The sequence below is a fragment of the Muricoccus radiodurans genome, assembly GCF_050154705.1.
In the GTDB taxonomy this organism is placed as follows: Bacteria; Pseudomonadota; Alphaproteobacteria; order Acetobacterales; family Acetobacteraceae; genus Roseomonas; species Roseomonas radiodurans.
The window spans coordinates 1002849-1028724 of sequence record NZ_CP189561.1 but is presented as its reverse complement, the minus strand read 5'-3'; the positions used below and the strand labels follow the sequence as shown (position 1 = coordinate 1028724).

Here is a 25876-nt window from a genome sequence, read left to right as displayed (position 1 = left end):
GGAGTCCTGTTTCGACGGGATTCCCAGATGGCCGGGGCGCTGGACTGGCGGGGGTTCGGGACGCGGCTCGTCCTCCAGGCCGTGCTGCCCTGCCTGCTCTGCGTCCTGGCCGCGGGCGGCGCCGGGCTCTGGCTCTTACAGGACCTCCGCCGAGGGCTGGCCGAGCAGGCGGCAGACCGGGCCGCCCAGCGCGCCCGGGACCACATGGCCGGACTGGCCACCCGGCTCGAGGGCGCCGCACTGCTCCTGTCCCGCGATTCCGGACTGGCGGAGGCACTGGCCCGCCACGCTGCCCCGCCCCTGCCGGTGCTGCGCGCTCTGCGCGAGCGCGGGCGGGAGGCGGAACCGGCGGTCCACGCGCTGGAAGTGCGGATGGACGATCCGGACCTCGCGGCACCGCGGGTGGAGGTGGCGCCGGATTGCGGCGCTCGCGGCGCGCCCGAGCCGCTTGCCACCGAGGTCCCGCTCTGCCCTCGCGCCGGCCTGCCCGAGGTGGCGGGGTCCACTCCGCTTCTCGACGCGGCCGGGCATGGGATCGGCACGCTGCGCGTCTCGGCGCTGCTGGATGATCAGGTGGCCGGGGACCTCGCCCGCGTCGCAGAGGGTGCGGCCGTCCTCCTGACAGGCTCGGCCGTACGGGCCTCCACCCTGCCGCTGCCGGCCCGGCTTGACGCCTGGGCGCCGACTTGGCTCCGCACGGCCGCAACGGAGGGCCGGGACGCAACAGGACGGCTGGACATCAGCGGGCGGCCCTGGGTCGGCCGGCTGGTCTCGCTCGGGGAGGGCGCGGAGGGTGCCCGTTCGTCGCTCCTGATCCTCGTGCCGGGGGAGGTGGGCGGCCTCTCGGTGCCGGCGGGTGTCATCGCCCTGGCCGCGCTCGTTCTGGCGATCATCCTCGCGGCCTTCATACTGGCCGTGGCTTCCGCCCGACGGCTCGGCGGAACGCTGGAGGCTCTCGGCCAGGCCTTGACGCGGCTCGGGCAGGGCGACCTGAATGTCGCGATCCCCGCGCCGCCGGCCGGATCGCCACGGGAACTGGTTTCGCTCAGCGAGGCCTGCGCGGGATTCCGGGGCGCCGCCGCCGAGCGCGGTCGGCTCTCGGAACGCCTGCGCTGGCTGGCCAACTTCGACACGCTGACCGGCCTGCCGAACCGGGCGCTGCTGCGTGACCGGCTGGAGCTCGCGGCGGCCGCCGCCCTGCGGGACGGCCGCGGCCTCACCGTGCTCACGCTCGACCTCGACCGCTTCCAGGAGGTGAACGACGCCGGCGGCCACGCGGCGGGCGACGCGGTGCTGCGAACCGTCGCCACCCGGCTCCGGGCGGAACTGCGCGCGACGGACACCCTTGCCCGGGTCGGCGCCGACGAGTTCGTCATCGTGGCGCCGGGCCTGGATGAGCCCGAGGTGCTGGAGGAGATCGCGAACCGGCTGATCGCCGCCATGGAGGCGCCCATCCAGCTGGCGGAGGAGAGCTGCACGGTGGGGCTCTCGATCGGGGCGGCGATGTGGCGGCCGGGGAACGGAACGCCAGCCGAGACGGCCCTGCGGGACGCCGATCTCGCCCTCTATCAGGCGAAGGCGGAGGGCGGCGACTGCCTGCGGATCTACGAGGAATCGCTGAACGCGCAGCTCCGGCTCCGCCGCGCCCTCTCGGCCGACCTGCGGAGCGCCATTCCCCGCGGGGAGCTGATGATCCTCTTCCAGCCGCAGGTCTGCACGCGCACACGGCGCATCAAGGGGGCGGAGGCGCTGCTGCGCTGGCATCATCCCGAGCGCGGCCTCATCCCGCCGGACGTCTTCGTCCCGCTCGCGGAGGAGACCGGCTCCATCGTCGCGATCGGTGCCTGGGTGCTGGAGGAGGCGTGCCGGATCGCGCGCGGCTGGAACAGTCAGCGCGTGGCGGTAAACGTCTCCGCCAAGCAGGTGCGGCAGGCGAGCTTCGTCGCCACGGTAGAGCGGGCGCTCGCCGTCTCCGGGCTGCCGGCGGAGCGGCTGGAGCTGGAGATCACCGAGGCCGCGATGCTCGCCCACACCGCGGATACGCTCGGCACGCTGTCGCGGCTTCGCGCGCTCGGCGTGCGGCTAGCGATGGACGATTTCGGGACGGGCTATTCCTCCCTCGCGACGCTCCAGCGCTTCCGCTTCGACAAGATCAAGGTGGACCGCTCCTTCGTGGCCAGTCTGGCGCATGATGCGCGGGCGGTCGCGCTGCTGCGGGCGGTGATCGCGCTCGGCAGCGCGTTGAACGTGACGACGAACGCGGAGGGCGTGGAGGACGAGGACCAGCTCGCCCTGCTGCGGGCGGAGGGCTGCGACGAGGCGCAGGGCTACCTGTTCGGGCGGCCGATGTCGGCCGCCGAGTTCGCCGCGCAGATCGGCCGGAGCCTCGCGCCGGCCGTGTGAGGTCGCGCCGTGCCCGCCTATCGCCGGAAGCGGAGATCGACGCCGGCAGCGCGCCAGGACGCCTCCATGGCATCCATGTCAGTGAAGCCGGAGGGATTCCCGCGACGGGGCTGCCGGTCGAGGAAGGGCGCGCGGTGGCGTCGCCAAAGGCCGAGCAGGCGGCCGAGTTCCTTCAGCGGCTCGGAGTGATCGTCCACCCGCAGGTCCAGGTCGGAAAAGTCCTCTGTCGTGACCATGCGGATGGCGGCGGACTGCCGACCACGCCTGTCGCCGCCGGCGGCCTCGCCCGCCTCCAGCGCGGCCATCAGCCGTTCGGGGAGAGTCTTGTCGCTGTGCGCCGCGTAGGCCGCGACGGTGTCGTTCAACACGGCCGGCCCGGCAAGCATGTTCCCGGCGAAGGAGACGCCCGTGCCGCCATGGTCGCCGGCCCATTCGACACAGTTCTTGCCGGTGAAGGCTGCGTTGCGGCCGAAGCGGTCCACGGCGTGGATCTGGCGAAGGTGCTTGCCGTCGTCGCCGGCCAGCGCGCCCTCGATCGCGGCAGCCGGATGCAGGCCGCGGGCCATGCCGTCCAGCACGGCCGGGCCGAGGTAGCGATTGGTGAAGGACTGCGTCGAGACGGCGCCGACGCCGCTCCGCAGATGCGGGCAGGAGGCCCCGACGGCCAGGCTGCAGGTGGTGACGGCCACGGCGAAGGCGCCGGTGCCGGGATCATGCGCGACGATGGACCAGGTCATGCGGGGCGCCCCCCTCTGTGGCGCAGTGCGGGGCGGAGACTACACGCCGGGCCGGGCCTTGCCAGCCCGCGCTCAGACAGGGCTGGCCAGCAGCAGAAGCTGTGCTGCGTGGTCCGGCCCTGCATCGCGGCCGGCCTGCTCCAGCAGCGCGCCGGCCGTGTCGTTCAGCAGGGCAGGGGGCGCCGTGTCCGCCTCCGCGCGCCAGGTATCGAGGGAGAAGCCCTCCAGCAACACGGGGCGGAAGCTGGCGGCACGGAGCGCGGCGCGCAGCCGGGCCGCGGAAAGGCCCCCCCGCGCCTCACGCCCGACCGTGCGCGCGAGGCGCCGGCCCAGGGAGTCCGCGTTCTCCGTGATGACGAGGAGGACGCCCTCCGCGCGCAGGAGTCGGTGCGTTTCGGCCAGCGCCGCCGCGAGATCATCCGGACCCGGATCTGCGAGCAGCACGAGATCGAAGGCGCCTGCCGGCAGCGGCGCGCCGGGTTCGAAAGGTCGGACCGTGGCACCGGCCGGGAGGGCTTCGGCGAGGGCGCCGTTCCCGATCACCGCGGTGTCGCGCGCGGGGCAGGCACCGAGCAGGGCCGCCACCCGGGCCGGTAAGCCGGGCAGCGGCGGGGCCGCGCCCGACGCCCAGGGCGGGCTCGCGGCGGGCAAGGTTGGCCGAGGCGGAGCCGCGGGCGACGTCACGGCCGCCGGCTCGACGGTGAGGCGGCACGGTGGGGATGGTGGCTCGGGCGACGCCAGGGGCGGCGCGACGGATCGGGGAACGGCAAGTGCCTCGGGCGGCAGCAGGATGGGCCGCGACGATGGGAGCAGACCCGCATCGGGAATGCCCATGCTTGAAGGAGCCGCGAGCGGGCTGCTCGCCTCCTCGAAGCTGGGGGAAGGTCTCGCCGCCGTGTCCGACGCGGATGGCGCTTCGAGTGGGACGGCCGAGGCGGGCGCGCTCGCGTCGACCAATGTCGGGGCGGGGGAGGGTAGGGGCGCGGCGCTGCCGAGGCCGGCGATCCGGGCCGCGAGCGCCTGGATCTCCGGCGTGTCCCTCTGATCCGTCAGGCCGAAGGTCCGGCGTCGGGCGAAAACGACGAAGGCCTCGTTCACGTAGACCGGCGTGCTCTGCGCGAGGAGCTGGCGGAGTAAGGGGAGGGGAAGTTCGTCCGGCCTGTCGCGGTCGACCACCGCCCAGTCCGGCAGGGCTGAGGCGTCGGGCGGTGTCACGTCGCCGAGCAGCACCCGGATCCGCGCCGGCGTGGCCACGCGCGCGCCGGCGGGGATGCGCCCGCTCAGGAACCCGACCACGGCCAGGGCGGCCGTATCCTCGGCCGAAGCCTCTGCGACGCTGCTGTCCATGCCGCGAAAGGTCGCGCCGGGACCGGGGCCGATCAACCCGCCTCCCGCACCGGCTCCGGGCGGGCCCAGCGGCGCTCGAACTCCCAGACGTCGGGGAAGCCCATGAGCGTGCAGATCCGGGCGAAGCCGTAGCTATCGGCCGGCGGCAGGGCATTGCTGTCGCCATGAGCCAGGAGGTGTCCGTACGCGCGCTCCAGCGCGGCCGCGGCCGCGAGGAAGCCGAGGGCCGGGTAGATGGCGATCGCGTAGCCGATCTCGCGCAGCCGGGCGGCGGGCAGGATCGGGGTGCGTCCACCCTCCACCATGTTGGCAAGCAATGGCTTGCCGAGGCGACGGCCCGTTTCGCCGATGCGGACCATCTCGGCCTCGGTCTCCGGGCTCTCGACGAAGAGGATGTCGGCGCCGGCCTCGGCGTAGAGGGCGGCGCGGCGGAGCGCCTCGTCCAGGCCGTGCGCGGTGCGGGCGTCGGTGCGGGCGACGATGAGGAAATCGGTCGAGCGGCGCGCCTCGACGGCCACTTCGATCTTAAGCGCCATCTCTTCGGCCGGAATGACGCGGCGGCCGGGGGTATGGCCGCACTTCTTCGGGACCTCCTGGTCCTCGATCTGGATGGCGGTCACGCCGGCGGCCTCGTAGCCGCGCACCGTCTCCCGCACGTTCAGCAGGCCGCCGTAACCGGTGTCGGCGTCGGCGATCACCGGGGTGCGGCAGCCCTGCGCGAATCGGCCGACGCGAGAGACCATGTCGGTGTAGGTCGCGACCCCCGCGTCCGCGATGCCGAGATGCGAGGCCACGGTGCCGAAGCCGGTGGCGTAGAGCGCGGGGAAGCCCATGCCATCGGCGACGCGCGCGGAGATCATGTCGAAGATGCCCGGTGCGAGGATGAAGTCCCCGGCTGCGAGCCGGCTGCGGAGGGAGGCATCGGCCATGATGTGGTCCTCAAGTGTGGGCGCCGAGGATTGGCACGCATCGGACCGCGTTGCCACACGCCGTGCGTGCCGGTCCGGCGAGTTCAGCGCGCCCAGGTCGCGCGGTGAAAGATTTTCCGGGAATCGCAGCCTTGTTCGGCGCCTCGGCGCAAACGCGGCCGTAGCTCGGCGTTCCGACCGTGCGGGTCTTCCGCAGGGCGGTACACTCGTCCTACCATCCATCCCCGAAACGTTAATTCTCAGGAGGTCTGGATCTATGCCGAGCGATCTGCCCAGGCCGAGCGACACTGTGATCCGTGACAGCAATGCAGGTCGGTCGGACAGCGTTGCCCCGCCGGGTGCCGTGGAGAACATGGCGCTGGCGCCGCGCTCCACCTTCCACGAGGAGGAAGGTGAGGGCGGTCGTAGCGAGTGGTGGTCGCTGGCGAAAGCGGTGTTGATCGGCGTCGTCGTCGTGATGGCGATCGGCTGGCTGCTGACGCGCTGAGGCGCGGCCTCCCCGGCCCGAGTTCCTCGCCGGGCGGGTGATCCGGCGCGACCGCTCCGGCTGACGTCGATGCGTCGGCGGATTCGTGCTGGCCCCGTGGGTTGCGCGGCGCTATTCGTCGGGCATGCGAAGACGCGAAGCCCTCGCCGGGCTGGCTGGCCTGATGCCCGCAGCCGCCCTTGCCCAGCCCTCACCCCCACCCATCGTTCCGGCCGGCCCCGGGCCGCAATCCTGGGACGCGGTCTTCCGGCTGGCGGCGCGGCTTCGCCGGTTGGGGGAGGACGGGCTGGATGCCTCCGCCTACGCCATCCCCGCCGATGCGCAGGCGGCCAGCGATCCGACGGGCTTCCACGAGGCGACCTACCGGGCCGCCCATTCCGCTCTCGGCGACCTCGTCCAGGGGCGGGTGCGCCAGCCGGCCGGGCGGCCGGACATTCAGCGCGATCCGGCGGCGGCCGCTTTTCCCCGCTGGCAGGCCGAGCTGGCGGGTGCGACCGACCCGGCCCTGGTGATCGACCGGGCCGCTGACCTGCCCGAGGGCGCGGCGGCGATCCGCGGTGAGCTCCGCCGCGCCGGCACCCTCGCCCGCAATGGCGGCTGTGCGGCCATTCCGGCCGGCGCGAACACGCTGGACCCGGGCATGACGGACGCCGCCCGGATCCCGGCGCTCCGTGCCCGCCTCGCAGTGGAGGACCCGGTCCTCTCGGCCGCGCCCGATGGCGGCGCGACCTATGACGACGCGCTGCAGGCCGCGGTGAAGCGCTGGCAGGCGGCGAACGGCCTGGAGCAGGACGGACGGGTCGGGCCGATCAGCCAGGCCCTGCTCAATCGCCCGGCCGGGGCGCGGGTGGCGCAGCTGAGGGTGGCGCTGGACATGCGCCGCAATCCCGCCGCGCCCACGGCCGAGCGGCGCATCGAGGTGAACATCCCCGACTTCACGCTGATGGTGCTGGACGGGTCGCGGCTGGTGCTGCGGATGAACGTCATCGTCGGCAAGCCGCAGCGGGCCACGCCGCTGATGCGCGTGCGGATGACGGCGGTGCAGTTCAACCCCGACTGGGGCGTGCCGGAGCGCAACGCGCGCGAGGACCTGCTGCCGCGCTTCCGCGCGAACGCGGCGGCGATGCAGGCGCGCGGCTTCCGGCTCTACACGGTGCAGGACGGTCAGCGGGTGGAGGTGGACCCGACCACCGTGGACTGGTCCAGCATCAGCCGCGAGCGCTTTCCCTATCTGGTCCGGCAGGATGCGGGCGATGCCAATGCGCTCGGCCGGATCAAGTTCGTCATGCCGAATGACGACGCGATCTACATGCACGACACGCCCGACCGCTTCCTGTTCCGCCGGCCCGACCGCGCCTTCTCGTCGGGCTGCATCCGGCTGGAGAATCCGCCGGCGCTGCTCGACGTCGCGCTACAGGACACGGGGTGGGACGCGCGGCGCGTGGAGCGCGTGCTGTCGAGCCGGCAGACGCAATCCGTGCCGCTCCGGCGGAGCTTCCCGGTGCGGCTTCATTACACAACGGTGGTGGTAGAGGGGGATCGCGTGCGGGTCAGGCCAGACATCTACGGGCATGACGCGGCCTATGCGCGCCAGCTGGATCGTGGGCTGCGGGTGGCCGCGGCGGAGGCGGGACGGTGATCCGGGTGCTCAGCGGCGGACGGCCGCACGCGCCGGAATGCCCGTGCTGCGAGGCCGCCCGGCTCGGCCGGCGATCGCTGATCGGAGGCATGGCGGCGCTGCTGGCGTGCACCGGCATCGCCGAGGCGCAGGTGGGTGGCGGGACGCGGCGGATCGCTGTCCGTCGTGCCTACACGGATGACGGGTTCTCCGGCGTCTACTTCTCGGACGGGCGCTACCAGACCGAGGCGCTGCGGCGGCTCGACTGGGTGTTCCGTGACCTGCGTCGGGAGGAGGTGACCCCGATGGACCCGCGCCTGTTCGACGTGATGCACGCGGTGGCGACGCGGATGGAGGCGACCGAGCCCTTCGAGGTGATCAGCGGCTACCGGTCACCGGAGACGAATGCTGCGAATGCGGCGCGTTCCCGACGGGTCTCGACGGTGTCGCTGCACATGTCGGGGATGGCCGGGGACATGCGCGTACCGGGCCGCGACTCCTACGCCATGGCGCGGCTCGCCGCCTCGATGGGGCTGGGCGGGGTTGGCCTTTATCGGCGGGACGGCTTCGTCCACCTCGATTGCGGGCAGTCGCGGCGCTGGTAGCGCCGCGACCTCACCCGGTCAGGGCGATACCCGGAGCGGGTGCTCCAGCAACAGGCCGGCGCGGCGGAGCAGGATACCGACGGTGAGGGCCGGCGCGATCGCCGCGTAGGCGGCCGCCGGAGGAGCAAGCCGCAGGAAGGCTGCCAGTGCTTCCCGGCGGGTGCCCCGCTGCGCGAGCCCCATCGCCATGAGGAATGTCCCCTCCACCGCGGTCACGCGGGGGCAGAGCCGGCACCCCATGCCGCCCGGGCAGGCCAGGGATTGCAGCACCGCGTTCATCGCGGGTGCGGCGTCACTGACCCGTTCCGTCGCGAGCGGAAGCCGCACGGCCGTGATGGGCAGCGCACCGCTTCGGGTCGCCTCCACCCAGCCGCGCGCCGCGTCGAGCAACAAGGCCTCGGCCGGCGGCAGATCCTCGGGGGCAGCACCGGTCCAGGGCCAGGAGGGAAGGCCGCGAGTGGTCATGGCGAGGGCTCCGCGTTGCTCATGAGCCCAGACTGCCGATGTTGATAATCATTCGCAAGTCTAGCGGTCGGTCACGCATTCGGGGGCTTCCCAGTACGCGTGCTGCGGTGCACCAATTCAGATCCCCCCAAGCTGGACCCTGATGCCCTCCTGGCTACCACTGCTGCTCGGCTTCCTGACGGCGATCAACCCGATCTCGACCGACATGTACCTGCCCGCCTTCCCGGCGATCGAGGCGCAGTTTGCCGGCACGGTTCAGGTGACGCTCGCCTCCTGGTTCGTCGGGCTCGCGATCGGGCAGCTGGTCCAGGGGACGCTCTCTGACCGCTTTGGACGGCGGGGGCCCCTGATCGTCGGGACGCTGATCTACACGGGCGCGTCGGTCGGCTGCGCGCTGGCCAACGACATGACAACACTCGCCGTGTTCCGCTTCCTCGCGGCGATCGGAGCTTCGGCCAGCTCGGTCATTCCGCGCGCGGTGGTCCGGGACCTGGTGACCGGGCTGGAGGCGACGCGGATCATGTCGCGCCTGATCCTGGTGATGGGGGCGGCACCGATCCTCGCGCCCTCGCTGGGGAGCCTCGTCCTCGGCTTCGCGGGCTGGCGCACGATCTTCTGGGTGATGTCCGCTTACGGCGCCCTGTCCTGCGCGCTGGTCTGGTGGTTGCTGCCGGACACGCTGCCCGTCGAGCGGCGGGTGCAGCACGGGGCGGCGGCCCTGCTCTCCGGGTTCGGGCGCGTGATCGTGGAGCGCGCCTTCATCACCCACGCGTTGATGGGCGCGGCGATGATGTTCTGCATCTTCGCCTATGTGAGCGGCACGCCGGGGGTGCTGATCGGCCGGTACGGGCTCTCCACCACGAGTTTCGCGGTGCTGTTCGGGCTCGGCTCCTGCAGCTTCATCGGGGGGGCGCAGTTCAACCCGATGCTCGTGCGGCGCTTCGGGCAGGGGCGGGTGTTGACCGCTGCCGCCCTGGGTGGGGTGGCCGCGACGGGGCTGCTGGTGGTGGCGGCGATTACAGGGCTGGGGGGGCTCTGGACCCTGTTCCCGCCGGTCATGGCAACCCTGGCCTGTGCGAGCCTGATCATGCCGAACTCGGCGGTCGGGGCACTGCACCGGCACGGGGCGCGGGCGGGCACCGCCTCCGCCCTGATGGGGACGATCCAGTTCAGCGTGGCCGCGGTCGCCAGCCTACTGGTCGGCGCCCTGAACGACGGGACCGCCTGGCCGATGGCGGTGGTGATGCTCCTGGGGGCGCTGATGGCGCTGGCCATGGACCGGCTGCGGCCGCGGCAACTCTGAGCCCCGCGCGCGGGCGTTGCGTCGGGCCGCGCGGGCGGCCAGATACCGGGCATGGACCAGATCACCCCCGTGGCGGACGCCGGGACCGCCCCCGCGCGCGAGGCGGCGCCGAGTTCCGTGGCCCGGGAGGCCGCGCGGCGCCGGGCCTTCGCCATCATCGCCCACCCGGACGCCGGCAAGACGACGCTGACGGAGAAGCTGCTCCTCCGGGGCGGTGCCATCCAGTTGGCCGGGCAGGTTCGAGCCAAGGGCGACCGGCGCCGGACCCGGTCGGACTGGATGAAGATCGAGCAGGATCGCGGCATCTCCGTCGCGACCTCCGTGATGACCTTCGAGCGGGACGGGGTGGTGTTCAACCTGCTCGACACCCCGGGCCACGAGGACTTCTCGGAGGACACCTACCGCACCCTCACGGCCGTGGACGCGGCGGTCATGGTGATCGACGCGGCGAAGGGCATCGAGAGCCAGACGCGGAAGCTCTTCGAGGTCTGCCGCCTTCGCGACATCCCGATCATCACCTTCATCAACAAGATGGACCGGGAAGGCCGGGACGTCTTCGAGCTGCTGGACGAGATCGAGAAGACCCTGGCCCTGGACGTGACGCCGGTGGCCTGGCCGGTGGGGGCCGGGCGGGGGTTCCTGGGCACCTACGACGTGCTGGACCCCGCGCTGCACCTGATGGCGGACGGCGCCGGCCCGGTGAAGGTGAGCGGGCTGGACGACCCGGCCATCGACAAGCTGGTCCCCGCGGCCGAGGCGGAGGCGCTGCGCGAGGGCGCGGAGCTCGCCGGAGCCTTCCCCTCCTTCGACCTGGAGCGGTTCCGGGAGGGGACCATGACGCCGGTCTATTTCGGCTCGGCCCTGCGAGACTTCGGGATCGGGCACCTGCTCGAGGGGCTGGCCCGCTTCGCGCCGCACCCGGGTGCGCGGCCGGCCGATGTGCGGCGGGTGCAGCCGGAGGAGCCGGCGCTGACCGGCTTTGTCTTCAAGATCCAGGCTAACATGGACCCGAACCACCGGGATCGCGTGGCCTTCCTGCGGATCTGCTCTGGCCGGCTGGAGAAGGGGATGCGGCTGCGCCAGACCCGCACGGGCAAGCAGGTGCCGGTGAACGCGCCGCTCTTCTTCTTCGCGCAGGACCGGCAGGTGGCACAGGAAGCCTGGCCGGGGGATGTGGTGGGGATCGCCAACCACGGCATCCTGCGGATCGGCGACACGCTGACCGAGGGCGAGGCGCTGAACTTCCGGGGCGTGCCGTCCTTCGCGCCCGAGCTCCTGCGGCGCGTGATGATCGAGGATGCGATGGTGGGGAAGAAGCTCCGCACCGCGCTGGAGCAGCTGGCCGAGGAAGGGGTGGTGCAGCTCTTCCGCCCGCTGGACGGCACGCCGCCCGTGGTGGGCGTGGTCGGCGCGCTGCAGCTGGACGTGCTCGCGGAGCGGCTGAAGGCCGAATACAGCGTGCCGAGCCGCTACGAGGCCACGCCCTGGGGCATGATGCGCTGGGTCGCGTCCGAGGATCGTGGCGCGATGGACCGCTTCCGCCAGGCCAACCCGCACGACACCGCGGAGGACCATGACGGCGCGCTGGTGGCCTTCTTCACCTCGGACTGGCGGCGCAACCGGGCGGAGGAGGAGTGGCCGATGCTGCGCTTCCTGAAGCTGCGGGAGCAGCACGCGGCGGCCTGAGGGCAGCGATGCAGCTCTTCGTGGACCTGGACGGCGTGATCGCGGATTTCGACCGCGGGGTGAAGGCCGTCACGGGGCGTCGGCCGGAGGAGCTGTCGTTGAAGGTGATGTGGGCGGCGCTGGCCAAGGCGCCCCGCTTCTTCGACACGCTGGAGTTCATGGAGGATGCCGAGGCGCTGTGGCGCTTCTGCGCGCCGCACAAGCCGACCATCCTGACCGGCCTGCCGCTCGGGAGCTGGGCGCCGGCGCAGAAGAAGGCCTGGGTGGCGCGGATGCTCGGTGCGCACGTGCCGGTCATCACCTGCATGAGCAAGGAGAAGCCGCGCTGGTCCCAGCCGGGTCACGTGCTGGTCGATGACCGCGCCTCGGCCCGCGAGGGCTGGGAGAAGAAGGGCGGGACCTTCGTCCACCATGTCTCCGCGGCGCGCTCGATCGCGGCCCTCCGGAAACTGGGGTTCACCGGCGAGGCGCCGGACTGCGTCTAGTTTCGGGGGTCGAAGACGGCAGGTTTCAGGCGGATGCGTCGTCGCTGGCCCATCTCGGTCCAGCCGTGCTCCCGCAGCACGTCGTTGCTCTCGACCGGGCGGCGGCCGGGGCCGAGGGACCAGGTGATGTGATAGGTGGAGCCGTCCCAGCGGCGCGTCGTGCCGCCGATCTCGACCACCAGCGCCTGCACGCCGGACCCGTCATCGGCATGACCAAGGACGAAGCCCTCGGTCGGTTTCGGCAGGGGCGCCTTGGGCCGGGCGCCCGGGCGCAGCGTGACGTGATGGGCCATGACCCTGTCGTAGCGGGGCGGAAAGAGGGACAGCAGCGCGTCCCGCTCCTCCGGCGGAAGCAGCCATCCGAGCACGAGCTTCATCGCGAGGCCTCCGCCACGGACCGGCGGGAGAACGCATCACGCGGCTCCGGGTCAGGCCGGCGGGGGGCGCGACGTGTCAGGACAACCCGTTCAGCGCAGCACGGACCGCGGAGCGGAACTCCCGGCGGTACAGCTCCCAGACGACCCAGAGCGAGGCAAGGATCAGGGCTACCGGGTGCGCCACCCAGGCAAGGGCGGCCAGGCCGAAGTAGTAGGCGCGCAGGCCCGTGTTGAAGTGGCGTGCGGCGCGGTTGACGACCTGGGCGGCCATCTCGGCCTGCAGGACGGCCTCCTCCGTGCGGCCCATGGCGCCGATGAGGATGGAGCCGTAGTTGAACTGTCGCAGCGCCCAGGTCAGCTCGAAGAAGGCGCGGACGAAGATGAGCAGGAGGAGGAGGATGCGCGCCTCCCATCCGCCATCCGTCATCGGCCCCTCGGCGAAGGGCATGGCGGCGAGCACCCGGCGGCCGAGCTCGGGCGAGGCGAGCAGCGCCATGACGCCGCCGAGAATGAAGATCGACGTGTTCGCCAGGAAGGACGTGGAGGCCATGAGGTTGCCGATGATGGCGACGTCGGCGATCCGGTTGTCCTTCGGGATCGCGGCCGCGAGCCAGCGGCGCCGGTGATCGTCCATCGCGACGATGACCGAGCGGGCCCGGATGCCCGGCACGCCGTCCACCACCACCGCGTAGCCGAGCCAGAGCAGGGTGAAGACGCCGAGGGCGAGGAGGTCGAGGGAGGTAAGGAAGCCGGGCATGCTCCGTCGCGCCTGAAAAGAGAAGGGGCGGGGCCTCTCGGCGCCCGCCCCCTTTGGTCCTGCAATCCGCCTGCCAGCGGAAGGGGTCAGGCCATCTTCTTCTTCAGGTTCTCGTCCAGCTTCGCCAGGAAGGCCTGGGTGTTGAGCCAGGGCTGGTCCTTGCCGATGAGGATCGCGAGGTCCTTCGTCATGTGGCCGCTCTCGACGGTCTCGATGCAGACCTTCTCCAGCGCCTCGGCGAAGTTCACGACATCAGGCGTGCCGTCGAACTTGCCGCGGTAGGCCAGGCCGCGGGTCCAGGCGAAGATCGAGGCGATCGGGTTGGTCGAGGTCTCCCGGCCCTTCTGGTGCTCGCGATAGTGGCGCGTGACGGTGCCATGCGCCGCCTCGGACTCCACCGTCTGACCGTCGGGGGAGAGCAGAACGGAGGTCATCAGGCCGAGCGAGCCGAAGCCCTGCGCCACGATGTCGGACTGCACGTCGCCGTCGTAGTTCTTGCAGGCCCAGATGTAGCCGCCCTCCCACTTCAGGGCGGAGGCGACCATGTCGTCGATCAGCCGGTCCTCATAGGTCAGGCCGCGCTTCTCGAACTCCGCCTTGAACTCGGCGTCGTAGATGCCGCGGAAGATGTCCTTGAAGTTGCCGTCATAGGCCTTGAGGATCGTGTTCTTGTGGGAGAAGTAGACCGAGAAGTTGCGTGCCAGGCCGTAGTTGAAGGAGGCCCGGGCGAAGCCCTCGATCGAGGCGTTCAGGTTGTGCTGCATCATCGCGGCACCGGCGCCCTTGAAGACGAAGTCGCCGATCTCCTGCGGCTGCCCGCCCTCCGGCGTGTAGGTCATGGTGACCTTGCCGGCGCCCGGGACCTTCATCTCCACGGCGCGGTAGATGTCGCCGTAGGCGTGGCGGCCGACGACGATCGGCTTCGACCAGTGCGGCACCAGGCGGGGCACGTTCTGGCAGATGATCGGCTCGCGGAAGATCGTGCCGTCGAGAATGTTGCGGATCGTGCCGTTCGGCGACCGCCACATCTTCTTCAGGTTGAACTCCTTCACCCGCGCCTCGTCCGGGGTGATGGTCGCGCACTTCACGGCCACGCCGTACTGCTTCGTGGCGTTGGCGGCGTCCACCGTCACCTGGTCGTCGGTCTGGTCGCGGTACTCGACGCCGAGGTCGTAGTACTTCAGGTCGATGTCGAGATAGGGATGGATCAGCTTCTCCTTGATGAAGGCCCAGATGATCCGGGTCATCTCGTCGCCGTCCATCTCGACGACGGGGTTCTTCACCTTGATCTTGGCCATGCTGTCCTCATGCCTATCTGACGGGCACCCCCGCCGTTCGGGCGCGGAACATCGCACCGGTGCCCCGACCGGGCAACCCAGGGAGAACGGCATTGGACGACGTGGTCGAGTGCCCCCATTGTGGGGAGGCGACCATGCCAAACCACCGGCCGGACGGGTCGGTCGTGTGCTCCTGCCCGGCCAGCCGGCCCTTGCCGGCGGGTCAATCCGGCAGGATGGCGGTGGCCTCGATCTCCACCCGGGCGCCCGGCTCCGCCAGGGACACCACCTGGACCAGGGCCATGGCGGGGAAGTGGCGTCCCATCACGCCGCGGTAGGCGGGACCGAGATCGGCGAGGCTGGACCGGTACTCCTCCATGTCGATCACGTACCAGGTCAGCCGCCCCACATGCTCCGGGCCCCCCCCAGCCTCGGCGAGGACGGCCAGGATGTTTCGCAGGGCCTGGGCGGCCTGGGCGACGAAGCCCTCGGCCAGCCTCTCGCTCTCGTCCCAGCCGATCTGGCCGCCCACGAGCACGATGCGGCCCCGCCCCATCATGCCGTTGGAATAGCCGCGGGGCTTCGGCCAGCCGGGGGGCTGAAGCGCGGTCAGGAATCCGCTCACGCCGCACCGCCCTGGGCGAGACGCCGAAGGGCGAAGCGCTGGAGCTTGCCGGTCTCGGTTCGGGGAAGGGCTGTCACGAACTCCACCTCCCGGGGGTACTTATAGGGGGCGATCTCCGCCTTCGCGTGATCCTGGAGGGCGCGGCACATCGCTGCGTCGGGCTCGTGACCGTCCTTCAGGACGACGTAGGCCTTCACCACCGTGCCGCGCTCCGGATCCGGGGCGCCGACCACGCCGCATTCCCGGACCGCGGGATGGGAGAGGAGCGCGGCCTCCACCTCCGGCCCCGCGATATTGTAGCCGGCGGAGATGATCATGTCGTCCGACCGGCCCTGGTACCAGAAATAGCCGTCCGCATCCTGCACGTAGATGTCACCCGTCAGGTTCCAGCCGCCCTGGACGTAGTCCCGCTGCCGCGTGTCCGAGAGGTAGCGGCAGCCGGTGGGACCGCGTACCGCCAGCCGGCCCGGGGTGCCGTTCGGGACCTCCTGGCCGTCGAGGTCCAGGATGCGGGCTTGGTAGCCCGGCACGGGAAGACCCGTGGCACCCGGGCGGACCGCCTCCTCCGGCGCGGCAATGAGAATGTGCAGCATCTCCGTGCCGCCGATGCCGTCCATCAGGCGCAGGCCGGTGGCGCGCTCCCAGGCCTCAAAGATCGGTTTCGGCAGGGTTTCTCCGGCCGAGACGCACTTGCGAAGCGAGGACAGGTCGAACTCGGCCGCGCGTTGCGCCATCGCGCGGTAGGCGGTGGGAGCGGTGAAGCAGACGGTCGCGCGGTGGCGGGGGATGGCCTCCAGCAGGTCGTCCGGCGTCGCGCGTTCCAGCAGGATGCCTGTCGCCCCGATGCGGAAGGGAAAGAGGATCAGGCCCCCGAGCCCGAAGGTGAAGGCGAGCGGTGGGGAGCCGATGAAGCGGTCCTCCGGCGACGCGCGCAGGACCTGAGCGGCATAGGCATCGCAGATCGCGAGCATGTCCCGGTGAAAGTGCATCGTCCCCTTCGGCGTGCCCGTGGTGCCCGAAGTGAAGCCGATGAGGCAGACGTCGTCCGCCGCGGTGTCGCAGGCGGCGAAGCCGGAGGGCTGGGCGGCACAGCGGGTTTCAAGGTCGCCGTCGCCCCAGGTGACGAGCTGGCGCACGGTCCCGACGTCCGAGGCGGCCCTGTCCAGCTCGTCCCGAAGGCGTGCGTCGCAGAGCGCGTGGGTCACCTGCGCCTTTTCGAGCAGTGCGCCGATCTCTCGTGAGCGCAACAGGGGCATCGTCGCGACAACGACGCCGCCGGCCTTCAGCACGGCGAAGTAGGCGGCCGCCATCCAGGCATTGTTCGCGGATCGAAGGAGCACGCGGTTCCCCGGCACCATCCCGAGGTCGCGGGTAAGGACGTTGGCGATCCGGTCCACGCGGTCCGCAAGCTGGCTGTAGGTCAGGGTTTCGACTGGCGTGACAATGGCCGGGTGATCGCCGCGGCCGCGCGCGACGTTCCGGTCCAGGAGCTCGACCGCGCAGTTCAGGCGTAGGGGATAGCGAAGTTCCGGGCGATCGAAGAGCAGGACGGGCCATTCGTGCCGCGGCGGAAGGCTGTCGCGGGGGAAGCTGTCGAGGTGGCCGCTCGGCGCCAAGCTCTCGTCGGCGCCGGACCAGGTGCCGGACGGATCGGGCGTCATGACGGCGATCCCCTCGACTCCCAGCGCGCGCGCTCCGCGCGGGCGATGATGATGCGCTGGATCTCGCTCGCGCCCTCATAGACCCGCAGGGCGCGCACCTCGCGGGTCAGGAGCTCGGCGGGATGGTCGCGGACGACGCCGTGACCGCCGTGGAGCTGAACGCAGCGGTCCGCGGCGCGCCCTGCCGCCTCGGTCGCGAAGAGTTTCGCCATCGAGGCCTCCCGCGAGACGCGGGGTGTCCCCGAATCCTTCATCCAGGCGGCGCGGTAGGTGAGCAGGGCGGCAGCCTCCACCTCCGTCGCGCTCTCTGCGAGGGCGGCCTGGGTCATCTGGTGATCGAAGAGGGCGGCTCCGGCGAGGTGCCGCGTGGTCGCGCGCTGGAGGGAGAGGTCCAGGGCGCGACGCGCGAAGCCGAGCGCCGCGGCGCCGACGGTGGCGCGGAACACGTCGAGTGTGGCCATGGCGACCTTGAAGCCCTCGCCCGGGGCGCCGATGCGGTGCGTGTCCGGCACGCGCAGGCCATCGAAGCGCAGCGTGGCCAGGGGGTGAGGGGCCGAGACCTCGATGCGCGCTTCGACCGACAGGCCCGGGCTGCCGGCCGGAACGAGAAAGGCGGTGAGACCCCTGGCTCCGGGCGCCTCGCCGCTGCGGGCGAAGACAACGTAAGTCGCGGCGATGCCGCCGTTGCTGATCCAGGTCTTGCGGCCGTCCAACCGCCAGTGAGCGTTGCCGTCGCGGGTAGCGGTGGTGGCAATCGCGGCCACGTCCGACCCCGCCTCCGGCTCCGACAGCGCGAAGGCGGCGAGGGAGCGGCCAGCGCGCGCTTCCGGCAAGACGGCATCCCGCAGCGCGGGCGTGCCGAAGAGCGTCACCGCCCCCGTCCCGAGGCCCGAGAGAGCGAAGGCGAAGTCCGCCAGCCCGGAATGTCGTGCGAGGATGTCGCGAGCAAGGCAGAGGGATCGCACGTCCAGGCGGCCATCCGCCGGCACCGCCTTTCGCAGCAGTCCCGCCTCGCCCATCGCGAGCGTCAGGGCGCGGACGGCCGCATCCGTACTGCCATCATGGGAGAGGCGCTCGGCATGGGTCGCCGCCCAGGCTTCTACCTCCGCCGCCCAGGCGCGATGGCCGGCATCGAAGAAGGGCCAATCGAGGTGGTCGGGCGCGCTCATCAGTCGCCCTCGAAGACGGGTCGTCGCTTCGCCGCGAAGGCGTCGTAGGCCCGGCGGAAGTCGTTTGTCGTCATGCAAAGCGCCTGCGCCACGGCCTCGGCCTCGATCGCCTGCTCCAGCGACATGGCCCATTCCATCGCGAGCATCCGCTTGGTCATGGCGTTCGCGAAGCCGGGGCCCTCGGCGATGTTGCGGGCGAGTTCGGCCGTCGTTTGCAGCAGGGCATCCGGCTCCACCGCGCGGGAGAAAAAGCCCCAGGCGAGGCCCTCATCGGCGGTCATGGAACGGCCGGTGTAGAGAAGCTCCGAGGCGCGCCCCTGGCCGATGATGCGGGGCAGGATAGCGCAGGCGCCCATGTCGCAGCCCGCGAGGCCGACGCGGTTGAACAGGAACGCGACCTTCGCCCGGGGCGTGGCGACCCGGAGGTCGGACGCCATGGCGATGATCGCGCCGGCCCCGGCGGCGACCCCGTCCACCGCGGCCAAGATCGGCTGCGGGCAGGCGCGCATGGCCTTCACCAAGTCGCCGGTCATGGCGGTGAAGCGCATCAGGCCCTTGGTGTCGCGGTCCAGCAGGGGACCGATGATCTCGTGCACATCGCCGCCGGAGCAGAAGTTCCCGCCGGCGCCGGTCACGACGAACGCGCCGACCGCGAGATCTTCCACGGCCGCGCGGAAGATCGCGACGAGCTCGGCGTAGGATTCGAAGGTGAGGGGGTTCTTCCGCTCCGGCCGGTCGAGCGTAATCGTGGCGACCTTGTCCGAGACGGCCAGCCGGACGTGCCGCGCCTTGAACTCTGCCAGGGCGGTCATGCTCCCTCCTCCGTCAGGGCCGCGCGGACGCTGCGGCGGGTGCGGTCCAGCAGGCGGAGCAGCGTCGCGCGCTCCGGCGCGGGCACCGCGTCGAGCAGCTCCGCGATCCAGAGCTCATGCGCGGCGGACTGGCGCGCGAACTCGCGCCGGCCGAGGGCGGTGAGGCGCAGCGTCACCGCGCGGCGGTCGGCGCGCACGATGCGGCGCTCGATCAGTCCTTCCTCCTCCAGCCGGGCGGCCAGCCCGGTGACGTTGCCTCCCGTCACCATCATGCGTCGCGAGATCTCACCGGGCGTCAGGCCCACCGGAGCGCGCTCGAGCTGCGCGAGGAAATCGAAGCGGGGGAGGGTGGTCGCGAAGCGAGCGCGGAGACGGCGCCGGATCTCCGCCTCGATCAGCCGTGTGCAGGACAGGAGGCGCAGCCAGAGGCGCAGGTCGTCCTTGTGGCCCGCGGGTGCGTGGGCGAGGGCCGTTTCCGCGTCCACATGACCGTCGGGGCTCACGGGACCTCTCCCCCGTCCACCGCGATGGCGCGCCCGTTGATCGCAGAGGCCGCGTCGCCGCAGAGGAAGAGGACGGTGGCCGCGACCTCCTGCGGGCGGACGAGGCGGCCCTGGGGGTTGTGCCGGGTTAGCTCGGCCTGAGCTTCCGCGGCGGGGCGGCCGGTGCGGTCCACGATCCGCGCCACGCTCTCCGTCACGATTTCCGTGTCGGTGAAGCCGGGGCAGATCGCGTTCACCGTCACGCCCTTCGTCGCGACCTCCTGCGCCAGGGCACGCGTCAGGCCGACCAGCCCGTGCTTCGCCGCGGTGTAGGCAGTCACGTAAGGGTATCCCCGCAATCCCGCCGTGGAGGCGATGTTCACCACCCGGCCCCATCCACCCGCGATCATACCGGGGAGGGCCAATCGGATCGTGCTGGCAGCGCCGAGCAGGTTGACGCGCAGCATCCGGTCCCACAGGGCGGCATCCGTGCGAAGGAAGGCGGCGCTGTCCGCCGCGCCCGCGGCGTTCACCAGGATGGCGGCTGTGCCGTTCCGCTCACGTGCTCGCTCAAGGGCGGTGGCGAGGGCGGGTTCGTCCGTCACGTCGGCGATCTCGGCCGCCGAGGCCCGGCCGGCGGCGACGGCAGTGTTCAGCGGTTCCGGGCGGCGCCCGAGAATCGTCACCTTCGCACCCGCATCGGACAGCGCGGCGGCGATCGCCAGGCCGATGCCCGTGCCGCCGCCCGTCACGATCGCGTGCCTGCCGCGAAGGCCATCCATGATGCTTGAAGCCTAAAGGATATCGCGCACCGGCCGCAAGCCCGTGTTGAAGGCGGGAAGCTTGAAGCCTAAACTATTCCACCTCGGCCGGGAGGTGATGCGCCATGCGAATCGCGGTGATCGGCGGCGGTCCGGCGGGACTCTATTTCGCGCTCCTCGTGAAGCGGGACCGGCCCGAGGCTTGGATCACCGTGGTGGAACGCAACCGTGCGGATGACAGCTTCGGCTTCGGGGTGGTGTTCTCCGACCAGACGCTGGAGACCTTCGAGCGGGCCGACCTGCCCTCCTACCGCGACATCACCGACGCCTTCGCCTACTGGGACGACATCGAGATCGTGACGCATCGGGCCGACGGTACCGGCGGGCGGCATCGGATCGGTGGCAATGGATTCTGCGGATGCTCGCGCCGCACCCTGCTGACCCTCTTGCAGCACAGGGCGCGGTCGCTCGGCGTGGAGCTCGTCTTCGGGCGCGAGGCCACGCCGGAGGATTTCCCCGATGCCGACCTGATCGTCGCGGCAGACGGGATCAACAGCCCGGTGCGGGAACGCTTCGCCGACCACTTCCGCCCGGAGGTGGACCTGCGGCCGAACCGCTTCGCCTGGATGGGCAGCTCGCGTCCCTTCGACGCCTTCACCTTCTTCTTCAAGGAACGGCCCGAGGGCATCTTCATCGCCCACTGCTATCAGTACGAGCCGAATGCCAGCACCTGGGTGCTGGAGACCGACCCCATCACCTTCGCCCGCTCCGGGCTGGACCGGATGGAGGAGGCGGAGAGTGCCCGCTTCCTGGAGCAGGTCTTCGCGGAGGAGCTCGAGGGCCATCCGCTGGTCACCAACCGCAGCCTTTGGCGGCGCTTCCCGATGCTGCGCTGCGCGCGCTGGTCGCGGGACAACCTCGTGCTGCTCGGCGACGCGAAGGCGAGTGCGCATTTCTCCATCGGCTCGGGCACGAAGCTCGCGATGGAGGACGCGATCCACCTTCACGCCGCGGTCATGGAGGGCGGTTCGGTCGCGGAGGCGCTGGTCCGCTTCGAGGGTGGCCGTCGAGAGGAAGTAGAGAAGACCCAGCACGCAGCCGATGTTTCGCTGGTCTGGTTCGAGCAGGTCGGGCGCTTCTGGCCGATGCCGCCGACGCGCTTCGCCTTTGGCGTGATGACGCGGTCCAAGGCGATCACCTGGGACAACCTCGCCCTCCGCGCACCGGAGTTCGTGGAGGAGGCTGGCACCCTGTTCGAGGAGGAGGTCCGCGCCGCCGGGCTTCCGGCGGTCCCCGGCGCGCCGCCGATGTTCCAGCCCTTCCGGCTGCGCGGGATGACGGTCCCGAACCGCGCGGTGGTCTCGCCGATGTGCCAGTACTCCGCGACGGACGGGCAGCCGGACGACTGGCACCTCATGCATTACGGCGCCCGCGCCACCGGCGGGGCCGGGCTGATCTTCACGGAGATGACCTGCGTCTCCGCCGATGCGCGAATCACGCCCGGCTGCACCGGCCTGTGGAACGACGCGCAGGAGGTGGGCTGGCGCCGGATCGTGGACTTCGTGCACGGACACGGGGAGGCGCGGATCGCGCTCCAGCTCGGTCATGCCGGCCGAAAGGGTGCGACGAAGCTCATGTGGGAGGGCATGGACCAGCCGCTGGAGCGGGGCGCCTGGCCGATCCTCTCGGCGAGCGCGCTTCCGTATTTCCCAAACAGTCAGATGCCGCGGGCGATGACCCGGGCGGACATGGACCGGGTGCGGGACGACTTCGTGGCGGCCGCGGAGCGGGGAGGTCGGGCCGGGTTCGACATGCTGGAACTGCACTGCGCCCACGGCTACCTTCTGGCCAGCTTCCTCTCGCCCCTGACCAATCGGCGGGACGACGAGTACGGCGGTTCGCTGGAGAACCGGCTGCGCTTCCCGCTGGAGGTGTTCCGTGCCCTGCGGGCCGCCTGGCCGCCCGACCGGCCCATGAGCGTCCGTATTTCCGCCACCGATTGGGCGGATGGCGGCATCACCGACGCGGAGACGCTGGAGATCGCCCGTGCCTTCGCGCGGGAAGGCTGCGACCTGCTGGACGTCTCGACGGGTCAGACGGTGGCGGACAGTGCGCCGAGTTACGGCCGAATGTATCAGGTGCCCTGGTCCGACATGATTCGAAATGAGGCCGGGATTGCGACGATGTGCGTCGGCAGCATCACCTCGGCGGACCAGGTGAACACGATCCTGGGCGCCGGCCGCGCGGACCTGGTGGCGCTCGCCCGGCCGCATCTGACCGATCCGTCGTTCACGCTCCAGGCTGCGGCGCGCTACGGCGTCCGCGGCGTGGCGTGCCCGCCCCAATACCGCTGGGGCCAGGAGGCGCTGCTGCGCAACGCGGCGCGCGATGCGGCGGATCTGGTGGAACTTCGCCGCAAGGCCCGTCCGAAGCGGCACGCGGGCGCCTAGCACCTCTCCAACCGGGCCCGGCTGAGCCGCAACCGCTACGCGACTCGGCCGTTCTAGCGGCACCCCGGAATGAGGCGGCATGGCACAGGACAATCCGGACGACTGCGTCGTGCCCGTGGTGGAGGAGGTCCTCCGCCTGGACAAGCGCGCGGTGGAGACCGGCCGCGTGCGCGTGTCGCTCTCGACCGAGGAGGTTGAGGAAACAATCCGGGACACGCTCCGGACCCGCCGCGCCGAGATCGAGAGACGCGTGGTCGGGGAAACGGTGACCGAGATCCCGCGGATCCGCCAGGAAGGTGACACCGTCATCATCCCGGTGGTCGAGGAGGTGTTGGTCATCGAGAAGAGACTGGTGCTGCGGGAGGAGATCCGGCTGCACCTGATCGAGACGGAGACGGAGCTGGAGCGCCAGGCCACGCGCCGCGTGCAGAACGCCACCGTCGAACGCATACCGCCCCAACAGGCGGAATCCTGACCCGCCGAACGGCGGGTTTCCCTCACGGCAAGACGTCAGGAGTCAGCGCATGCAGCGAACCATCACAGGTCTCTTCGACACCCGCGCCGATGCCGAGGCCGTCGCCGAGCACCTCATCGCCCATGACGGCATCGCGCGCAGCCAGATTACCATCCACGGTGCCGACAGCACCGCCATGCCGGTGACGATGGAGAAGGACTCGGGCTTCTGGGCAACGCTCCGCGAACTCTTCATCTCGGATGAGGACCGCTACACCTACTCGGAGGGTATCCGCCGCGGCGGTTATGTCGTCTCCGCCGTCGTGGACGAGACGCAGGTGACCCATGCGATGGACGTGTTCGAGCAGCACGGCGCCGTCGATCTCGACGCAAGGGAAGCGGAGTGGCGCAAGTCGGGATGGACGGGCTACCAGGCCACGAGCACCGGCACCACGGGCAGCACGGCGGCCGCGGGCATGACGACCGCGACCGGCACGACGACGGGTGCCTCGGCCATGGGCGTCGCGAGCACCGGCGCCACCATGGCCGCGCGCGACCGCGTGGAGGGCGAGGAGGTCATCCCCGTCGTCGAGGAGCGGCTCAGCATCGGCAAGCGCGAGGTGGAGCACGGCCGCGTCCGTGTCCGGTCCTACATCGTCGAGACGCCGGTCAATGAGTCCGTCACGCTGCGGGACGAGCGCGTGCACGTCGAGCGCCGCGCCGTGGACCTGCCGCTCTCCGCGGCCGAGGACGCGTTCCGGGAGCGGACCATCGAGGCGGTGGAGCACACGGAGGAGGCCGTCGTCTCCAAGGAGGCGCGCGTGAAGGAGGAGCTGGTCATCCGCAAGGATGTGGGCCAGCGGACCGAGACGGTGTCCGACACGGTGCGCCGCACCGAGGTGGAGGTCGACGACAACCGAGCCGCTGATGCCCGCGTGACCGGCACCACGACGGCGGCGACCACCAAGCCGGCGCGCTGATCGTCACCCCGCGAGGAGGGGGCCGTGGCCGTGAGGCTGCGGCCCCTTTCCTGTGTCAGGACAGCGTCAGGCGGGTGGTGGCGAGCACCGCTTCCGCGGCGGCCGCGCTCGGGCTTTCGCCGCCCGCCGGCGCCAGCTGCCCGAGGACACGCGCGAAGCCCTCGCGCTGTGCCGCGACGCGGGAAGCGTCTGTCAGAAGACGATGCAGCTCCGCCGAGAGCAGATCGGGGTTGCAGCGCTCGTGCAGGAACTCCGGGATGATCTCGGAATCGTCCAACAGGTTCACGATGCTCGCGTAGCGGACCTTCGCCATCCGCCGAATGATCGCCGCCGTGATCGGGTTGAGCTTGTACCCCACGGCCATCGGCACGCCGGCCAGCGCGACCTCCAGTGAGGAGGTTCCGGACTTGATCAGGCCCACGGATGCGGCGTTGAACGCGTCGTGCTTGTCCTCGGCGTCCCGCACGAGGATAGGGCGGGGCGACCATTGTGCCGTAGCCTCCCTTACCGCCTCCTCGACCGGCCCGGCCAAGGGCACCACGGGCCGAAGCCCCGCCACACGATCGGACAGGCGCCGCACGGCCTCGCCGAAGATCGGCAGGATGCGCCGGATCTCGGTCCGGCGGCTGCCGGGCATGACCAGTACCACCTTCTCCTCTGGCGTGAGGCCTTGGCGAAGGCGGAAACGGGCGCCGTCCCCGCGGTCAGCGCCGCTCTCCAGCACGGGGTGGCCGACGAAGGTGACGGGGATCCCCGCGCGCTCGAAGAAGGGCGCCTCGAAGGGCAGCAAGGCCAGGATGCGGTCGAGCCGGTGCGCCATCTCCTTCACCCGGCCGGGGCGCCAGGCCCAGACCTGCGGCGCGACGTAGTGGATCACAGGGATGCCCGATGGCTTCACCCGCGCGGCAAGACGCAGGGCGAAGCCGGGGGCGTCGATCGTGACGAGTGCCGCCGGGCGCCGGGAGGCGACATCCTCCGTGGTTTCCGCCATCCGGCGGGCGAGGCGCCTCAGGTTCGGCAGCACTTCCAGCAGGCCCATCAGCGCCAGTTCCCGCATGGGGAAGAGGCTGACGACGCCTTGTTCCGCCATGCGCTCCCCGCCGATGCCCGCGAAGCGAAGGTCCGGGCGCCTTTCCCGCAGCCGAGCAATGAGGCGGGCGCCCAGCACGTCACCGGATGCTTCCCCGGCGACCACATAGAGGAGGGGACCGTCCCCGGGGCGATTTTCTGCCATGCGCGGCTGCATAGGCGGCGCTGGGGAGCGTGGAAAGCCGCGCCTGACGATCCCGCCCCGGCGCGGACCGCTACATCATCGGGGTGTAGCGGGCCATCTCCACGAAGATGTCGCGCACGGCGTTCCCGAGCGAGCGGCTCAGCTCCTCCAGGTTCGCCACCTGGTCGATGCGGGGCTGGGCGGCGTCCAGCGTATCCGGCGCGAGGAGCAGGGGCAGCAGCCCGGCCGCGCGCACGAGGCCGATGAGGAGGCTGTCGCGGGGCTCGGGGATGTCGTCCTCGAAGATCACGCCCATCAGCCGCGCCTTCACCTCCCGCTCCTCTTTGTCGGAGATCATGGGGTAGCGGCGCTCCGGAAAAATCCAGAGGAAGCGGCCTTCCTCCTGGCGCAGGATGCCGTGGGCGACGAGGCGGGCGAAGAGCGCTTCCCGGATGGCGTCCGCGTCGCGGCCGATCGTCTCGATCCACCAGCGGGAGTTGCGGGGCTGCCATTCCGGGTCGTCGCTGCGCGCGGGCAGTTCGGGCTCGGCGGCGATGCGGGCCAGGGTCTCGTCCAGCAGGGCGTCGCCCGTGGGGGTCCGGTCCGTGACGAAGAGGCGCCTGGCGTCCGTGTCGATGCGGTTGCGCAGCGCCAGCTCCGCCAGGACGGCGCCGGCGATGGCGTAGTTGGAGGCGGGTCCCGCCTGCTCGTTCAGCCGCCCGGTGCGGTCGTCCAGCATCAGGAGGAGAAGCTCCTCCGGCATGGTCAGCGACATCAGGCGTCCTCGCGCGGAT

Annotated in this window: 25 protein-coding genes; 10 read left to right on the top strand and 15 right to left on the bottom strand. The window is 71.3% G+C overall.

Annotation, left to right across the window (positions count from 1 at the left end):
* Nucleotides 1–27 precede the first annotated feature (27 nt).
* Nucleotides 28–2403 (top strand): putative bifunctional diguanylate cyclase/phosphodiesterase, encoded by a 2376-nt coding sequence (locus ACP6CK_RS05035; RefSeq protein WP_426957788.1) that lies wholly within the window; start codon nt 28–30, stop codon nt 2401–2403.
* A 17-nt stretch (nt 2404–2420) separates the two neighbouring features.
* Here the strand turns inward: ACP6CK_RS05035 and ACP6CK_RS05030 are convergent, their stop codons facing one another.
* The 3 genes from ACP6CK_RS05030 to ACP6CK_RS05020 form a co-directional block, all read right to left on the bottom strand.
* Nucleotides 2421–3140 carry a DUF1028 domain-containing protein gene (locus tag ACP6CK_RS05030; RefSeq protein WP_426957787.1) on the bottom strand — a complete coding sequence of 240 codons (720 nt, stop codon included), beginning with the start codon at nt 3138–3140 and terminating at the stop codon, nt 2421–2423.
* A gap of 72 nt (nt 3141–3212) precedes the next feature.
* Nucleotides 3213–4523: a hypothetical protein gene (locus ACP6CK_RS05025; RefSeq protein ID WP_426957786.1), complete on the bottom strand. Its 1311-nt coding sequence runs from the start codon at nt 4521–4523 to the stop codon at nt 3213–3215.
* Nucleotides 4520–5416, bottom strand: a complete 897-nt coding sequence (locus ACP6CK_RS05020) for an isocitrate lyase/PEP mutase family protein (RefSeq protein ID WP_426957785.1) — start codon at nt 5414–5416, stop codon at nt 4520–4522. Before ACP6CK_RS05020 ends, ACP6CK_RS05025 begins: the two co-directional genes overlap by 4 nt.
* A gap of 256 nt (nt 5417–5672) precedes the next feature.
* Between ACP6CK_RS05020 and ACP6CK_RS05015 the strand changes: the two genes are divergently transcribed.
* From ACP6CK_RS05015 to ACP6CK_RS05005, 3 genes are all read left to right on the top strand, one after another.
* Nucleotides 5673–5903, top strand: coding sequence for a preprotein translocase subunit SecE (locus ACP6CK_RS05015; protein WP_426957784.1), 231 nt, complete (start codon nt 5673–5675; stop codon nt 5901–5903).
* A gap of 163 nt (nt 5904–6066) precedes the next feature.
* Complete coding sequence (locus ACP6CK_RS05010) at nt 6067–7542, top strand: L,D-transpeptidase family protein (protein WP_426957783.1); 1476 nt, start codon at nt 6067–6069, stop codon at nt 7540–7542.
* Nucleotides 7539–8126, top strand: coding sequence for a YcbK family protein (locus ACP6CK_RS05005; protein WP_426957782.1), 588 nt, complete (start codon nt 7539–7541; stop codon nt 8124–8126). The genes ACP6CK_RS05010 and ACP6CK_RS05005 overlap by 4 nt, the downstream gene beginning before the upstream one ends.
* A gap of 18 nt (nt 8127–8144) precedes the next feature.
* Here the strand turns inward: ACP6CK_RS05005 and ACP6CK_RS05000 are convergent, their stop codons facing one another.
* Nucleotides 8145–8591 (bottom strand): hypothetical protein, encoded by a 447-nt coding sequence (locus ACP6CK_RS05000; protein WP_426957781.1) that lies wholly within the window; start codon nt 8589–8591, stop codon nt 8145–8147.
* 142 nt (nt 8592–8733) lie between these two features.
* On the opposite strand from ACP6CK_RS05000, the gene ACP6CK_RS04995 reads away from it, so the two are divergent.
* From ACP6CK_RS04995 to ACP6CK_RS04985, 3 genes are read left to right on the top strand one after another with little or no spacing between them, the layout of a single operon-like run.
* Nucleotides 8734–9894 carry a multidrug effflux MFS transporter gene (locus ACP6CK_RS04995; RefSeq protein WP_426957780.1) on the top strand — a complete coding sequence of 387 codons (1161 nt, stop codon included), beginning with the start codon at nt 8734–8736 and terminating at the stop codon, nt 9892–9894.
* A gap of 51 nt (nt 9895–9945) precedes the next feature.
* Nucleotides 9946–11580: a peptide chain release factor 3 gene (locus ACP6CK_RS04990; RefSeq protein WP_426957779.1), complete on the top strand. Its 1635-nt coding sequence runs from the start codon at nt 9946–9948 to the stop codon at nt 11578–11580.
* An 8-nt stretch (nt 11581–11588) separates the two neighbouring features.
* Nucleotides 11589–12065: a hypothetical protein gene (locus ACP6CK_RS04985; protein WP_426957778.1), complete on the top strand. Its 477-nt coding sequence runs from the start codon at nt 11589–11591 to the stop codon at nt 12063–12065.
* Here the strand turns inward: ACP6CK_RS04985 and ACP6CK_RS04980 are convergent.
* From ACP6CK_RS04980 to ACP6CK_RS04940, 9 genes are all read right to left on the bottom strand, one after another.
* Entirely contained in the window at nt 12062–12442 is a 381-nt protein-coding gene (locus ACP6CK_RS04980; RefSeq protein WP_426957777.1) for a hypothetical protein, read from the bottom strand. The genes ACP6CK_RS04985 and ACP6CK_RS04980 overlap by 4 nt on opposite strands.
* Nucleotides 12443–12518: 76 nt before the next feature.
* Nucleotides 12519–13199, bottom strand: a complete 681-nt coding sequence (locus tag ACP6CK_RS04975; RefSeq protein ID WP_426957776.1) for a DUF599 domain-containing protein — start codon at nt 13197–13199, stop codon at nt 12519–12521.
* Between the two features lie 86 nt (nt 13200–13285).
* Nucleotides 13286–14497 carry an NADP-dependent isocitrate dehydrogenase gene (locus ACP6CK_RS04970; RefSeq protein ID WP_426957775.1) on the bottom strand — a complete coding sequence of 404 codons (1212 nt, stop codon included), beginning with the start codon at nt 14495–14497 and terminating at the stop codon, nt 13286–13288.
* Nucleotides 14498–14699: 202 nt separating this feature from the next.
* On the bottom strand, nt 14700–15101 hold the full coding sequence (locus ACP6CK_RS04965; RefSeq protein WP_426957774.1) for a RidA family protein: 402 nt from the start codon (nt 15099–15101) through the stop codon (nt 14700–14702).
* Nucleotides 15098–16762 (bottom strand): benzoate-CoA ligase family protein, encoded by a 1665-nt coding sequence (locus ACP6CK_RS04960; protein ID WP_426957773.1) that lies wholly within the window; start codon nt 16760–16762, stop codon nt 15098–15100. The genes ACP6CK_RS04965 and ACP6CK_RS04960 overlap by 4 nt, the downstream gene beginning before the upstream one ends.
* Nucleotides 16759–17931 (bottom strand): acyl-CoA dehydrogenase family protein, encoded by a 1173-nt coding sequence (locus ACP6CK_RS04955; RefSeq protein ID WP_426957772.1) that lies wholly within the window; start codon nt 17929–17931, stop codon nt 16759–16761. The genes ACP6CK_RS04960 and ACP6CK_RS04955 overlap by 4 nt, the downstream gene beginning before the upstream one ends.
* Nucleotides 17931–18743, bottom strand: a complete 813-nt coding sequence (locus ACP6CK_RS04950) for an enoyl-CoA hydratase family protein (protein ID WP_426957771.1) — start codon at nt 18741–18743, stop codon at nt 17931–17933. The genes ACP6CK_RS04955 and ACP6CK_RS04950 overlap by 1 nt, the downstream gene beginning before the upstream one ends.
* Nucleotides 18740–19246, bottom strand: a complete 507-nt coding sequence (locus ACP6CK_RS04945) for a MarR family winged helix-turn-helix transcriptional regulator (RefSeq protein WP_426957770.1) — start codon at nt 19244–19246, stop codon at nt 18740–18742. The genes ACP6CK_RS04950 and ACP6CK_RS04945 overlap by 4 nt, the downstream gene beginning before the upstream one ends.
* Nucleotides 19243–20007, bottom strand: a complete 765-nt coding sequence (locus tag ACP6CK_RS04940) for an SDR family NAD(P)-dependent oxidoreductase (protein WP_426957769.1) — start codon at nt 20005–20007, stop codon at nt 19243–19245. The genes ACP6CK_RS04945 and ACP6CK_RS04940 overlap by 4 nt, the downstream gene beginning before the upstream one ends.
* Nucleotides 20008–20111: 104 nt before the next feature.
* On the opposite strand from ACP6CK_RS04940, the gene ACP6CK_RS04935 reads away from it, so the two are divergent.
* The 3 genes from ACP6CK_RS04935 to ACP6CK_RS04925 all read left to right on the top strand — a co-directional run bounded on the left by ACP6CK_RS04935 (nt 20112) and on the right by ACP6CK_RS04925 (nt 23869).
* A complete protein-coding gene (locus ACP6CK_RS04935; protein ID WP_426957768.1) occupies nt 20112–22436 on the top strand; it encodes a bifunctional salicylyl-CoA 5-hydroxylase/oxidoreductase in 2325 nt (774 codons plus the stop codon).
* Nucleotides 22437–22515: 79 nt separating this feature from the next.
* On the top strand, nt 22516–22911 hold the full coding sequence (locus ACP6CK_RS04930) for a DUF2382 domain-containing protein (RefSeq protein ID WP_426957767.1): 396 nt from the start codon (nt 22516–22518) through the stop codon (nt 22909–22911).
* A 49-nt stretch (nt 22912–22960) separates the two neighbouring features.
* Nucleotides 22961–23869, top strand: a complete 909-nt coding sequence (locus tag ACP6CK_RS04925) for a YsnF/AvaK domain-containing protein (protein ID WP_426957766.1) — start codon at nt 22961–22963, stop codon at nt 23867–23869.
* A 55-nt stretch (nt 23870–23924) separates the two neighbouring features.
* Here the strand turns inward: ACP6CK_RS04925 and lpxB are convergent, their stop codons facing one another.
* Both lpxB and ACP6CK_RS04915 read right to left on the bottom strand, forming a co-directional pair.
* Nucleotides 23925–25103, bottom strand: coding sequence for a lipid-A-disaccharide synthase (lpxB, locus tag ACP6CK_RS04920; protein WP_426957765.1), 1179 nt, complete (start codon nt 25101–25103; stop codon nt 23925–23927).
* Between the two features lie 70 nt (nt 25104–25173).
* Nucleotides 25174–25857 carry a GOLPH3/VPS74 family protein gene (locus ACP6CK_RS04915; protein WP_426957764.1) on the bottom strand — a complete coding sequence of 228 codons (684 nt, stop codon included), beginning with the start codon at nt 25855–25857 and terminating at the stop codon, nt 25174–25176.
* Nucleotides 25858–25876 lie beyond the last annotated feature (19 nt).

Bases quoted from the DNA above. Each gene is read 5' to 3' on its own strand.
- ACP6CK_RS04950 (WP_426957771.1), bottom strand. From the start codon at position 18,743: ATGACCGCCCTGGCAGAGTTCAAGGCGCGGCACGTCCGGCTGGCCGTC.
- ACP6CK_RS05000 (WP_426957781.1), bottom strand. From the start codon at position 8,591: ATGACCACTCGCGGCCTTCCCTCCTGGCCCTGGACCGGTGCTGCCCCC.
- ACP6CK_RS04940 (WP_426957769.1), bottom strand. From the start codon at position 20,007: ATGGATGGCCTTCGCGGCAGGCACGCGATCGTGACGGGCGGCGGCACG.
- ACP6CK_RS05020 (WP_426957785.1), bottom strand. From the start codon at position 5,416: ATGGCCGATGCCTCCCTCCGCAGCCGGCTCGCAGCCGGGGACTTCATC.
- ACP6CK_RS05010 (WP_426957783.1), top strand. From the start codon at position 6,067: ATGCCCGCAGCCGCCCTTGCCCAGCCCTCACCCCCACCCATCGTTCCG.
- ACP6CK_RS04915 (WP_426957764.1), bottom strand. From the start codon at position 25,857: ATGTCGCTGACCATGCCGGAGGAGCTTCTCCTCCTGATGCTGGACGAC.
- ACP6CK_RS04970 (WP_426957775.1), bottom strand. From the start codon at position 14,497: ATGGCCAAGATCAAGGTGAAGAACCCCGTCGTCGAGATGGACGGCGAC.
- ACP6CK_RS05035 (WP_426957788.1), top strand. From the start codon at position 28: ATGGCCGGGGCGCTGGACTGGCGGGGGTTCGGGACGCGGCTCGTCCTC.
- ACP6CK_RS05030 (WP_426957787.1), bottom strand. From the start codon at position 3,140: ATGACCTGGTCCATCGTCGCGCATGATCCCGGCACCGGCGCCTTCGCC.
- ACP6CK_RS04925 (WP_426957766.1), top strand. From the start codon at position 22,961: ATGCAGCGAACCATCACAGGTCTCTTCGACACCCGCGCCGATGCCGAG.
- ACP6CK_RS04935 (WP_426957768.1), top strand. From the start codon at position 20,112: ATGCGAATCGCGGTGATCGGCGGCGGTCCGGCGGGACTCTATTTCGCG.
- ACP6CK_RS05015 (WP_426957784.1), top strand. From the start codon at position 5,673: ATGCCGAGCGATCTGCCCAGGCCGAGCGACACTGTGATCCGTGACAGC.
- ACP6CK_RS04990 (WP_426957779.1), top strand. From the start codon at position 9,946: ATGGACCAGATCACCCCCGTGGCGGACGCCGGGACCGCCCCCGCGCGC.
- ACP6CK_RS04985 (WP_426957778.1), top strand. From the start codon at position 11,589: ATGCAGCTCTTCGTGGACCTGGACGGCGTGATCGCGGATTTCGACCGC.
- ACP6CK_RS04930 (WP_426957767.1), top strand. From the start codon at position 22,516: ATGGCACAGGACAATCCGGACGACTGCGTCGTGCCCGTGGTGGAGGAG.
- ACP6CK_RS04980 (WP_426957777.1), bottom strand. From the start codon at position 12,442: ATGAAGCTCGTGCTCGGATGGCTGCTTCCGCCGGAGGAGCGGGACGCG.
- ACP6CK_RS04960 (WP_426957773.1), bottom strand. From the start codon at position 16,762: ATGACGCCCGATCCGTCCGGCACCTGGTCCGGCGCCGACGAGAGCTTG.
- ACP6CK_RS04955 (WP_426957772.1), bottom strand. From the start codon at position 17,931: ATGAGCGCGCCCGACCACCTCGATTGGCCCTTCTTCGATGCCGGCCAT.
- lpxB (WP_426957765.1), bottom strand. From the start codon at position 25,103: ATGGCAGAAAATCGCCCCGGGGACGGTCCCCTCCTCTATGTGGTCGCC.
- ACP6CK_RS04995 (WP_426957780.1), top strand. From the start codon at position 8,734: ATGCCCTCCTGGCTACCACTGCTGCTCGGCTTCCTGACGGCGATCAAC.
- ACP6CK_RS04975 (WP_426957776.1), bottom strand. From the start codon at position 13,199: ATGCCCGGCTTCCTTACCTCCCTCGACCTCCTCGCCCTCGGCGTCTTC.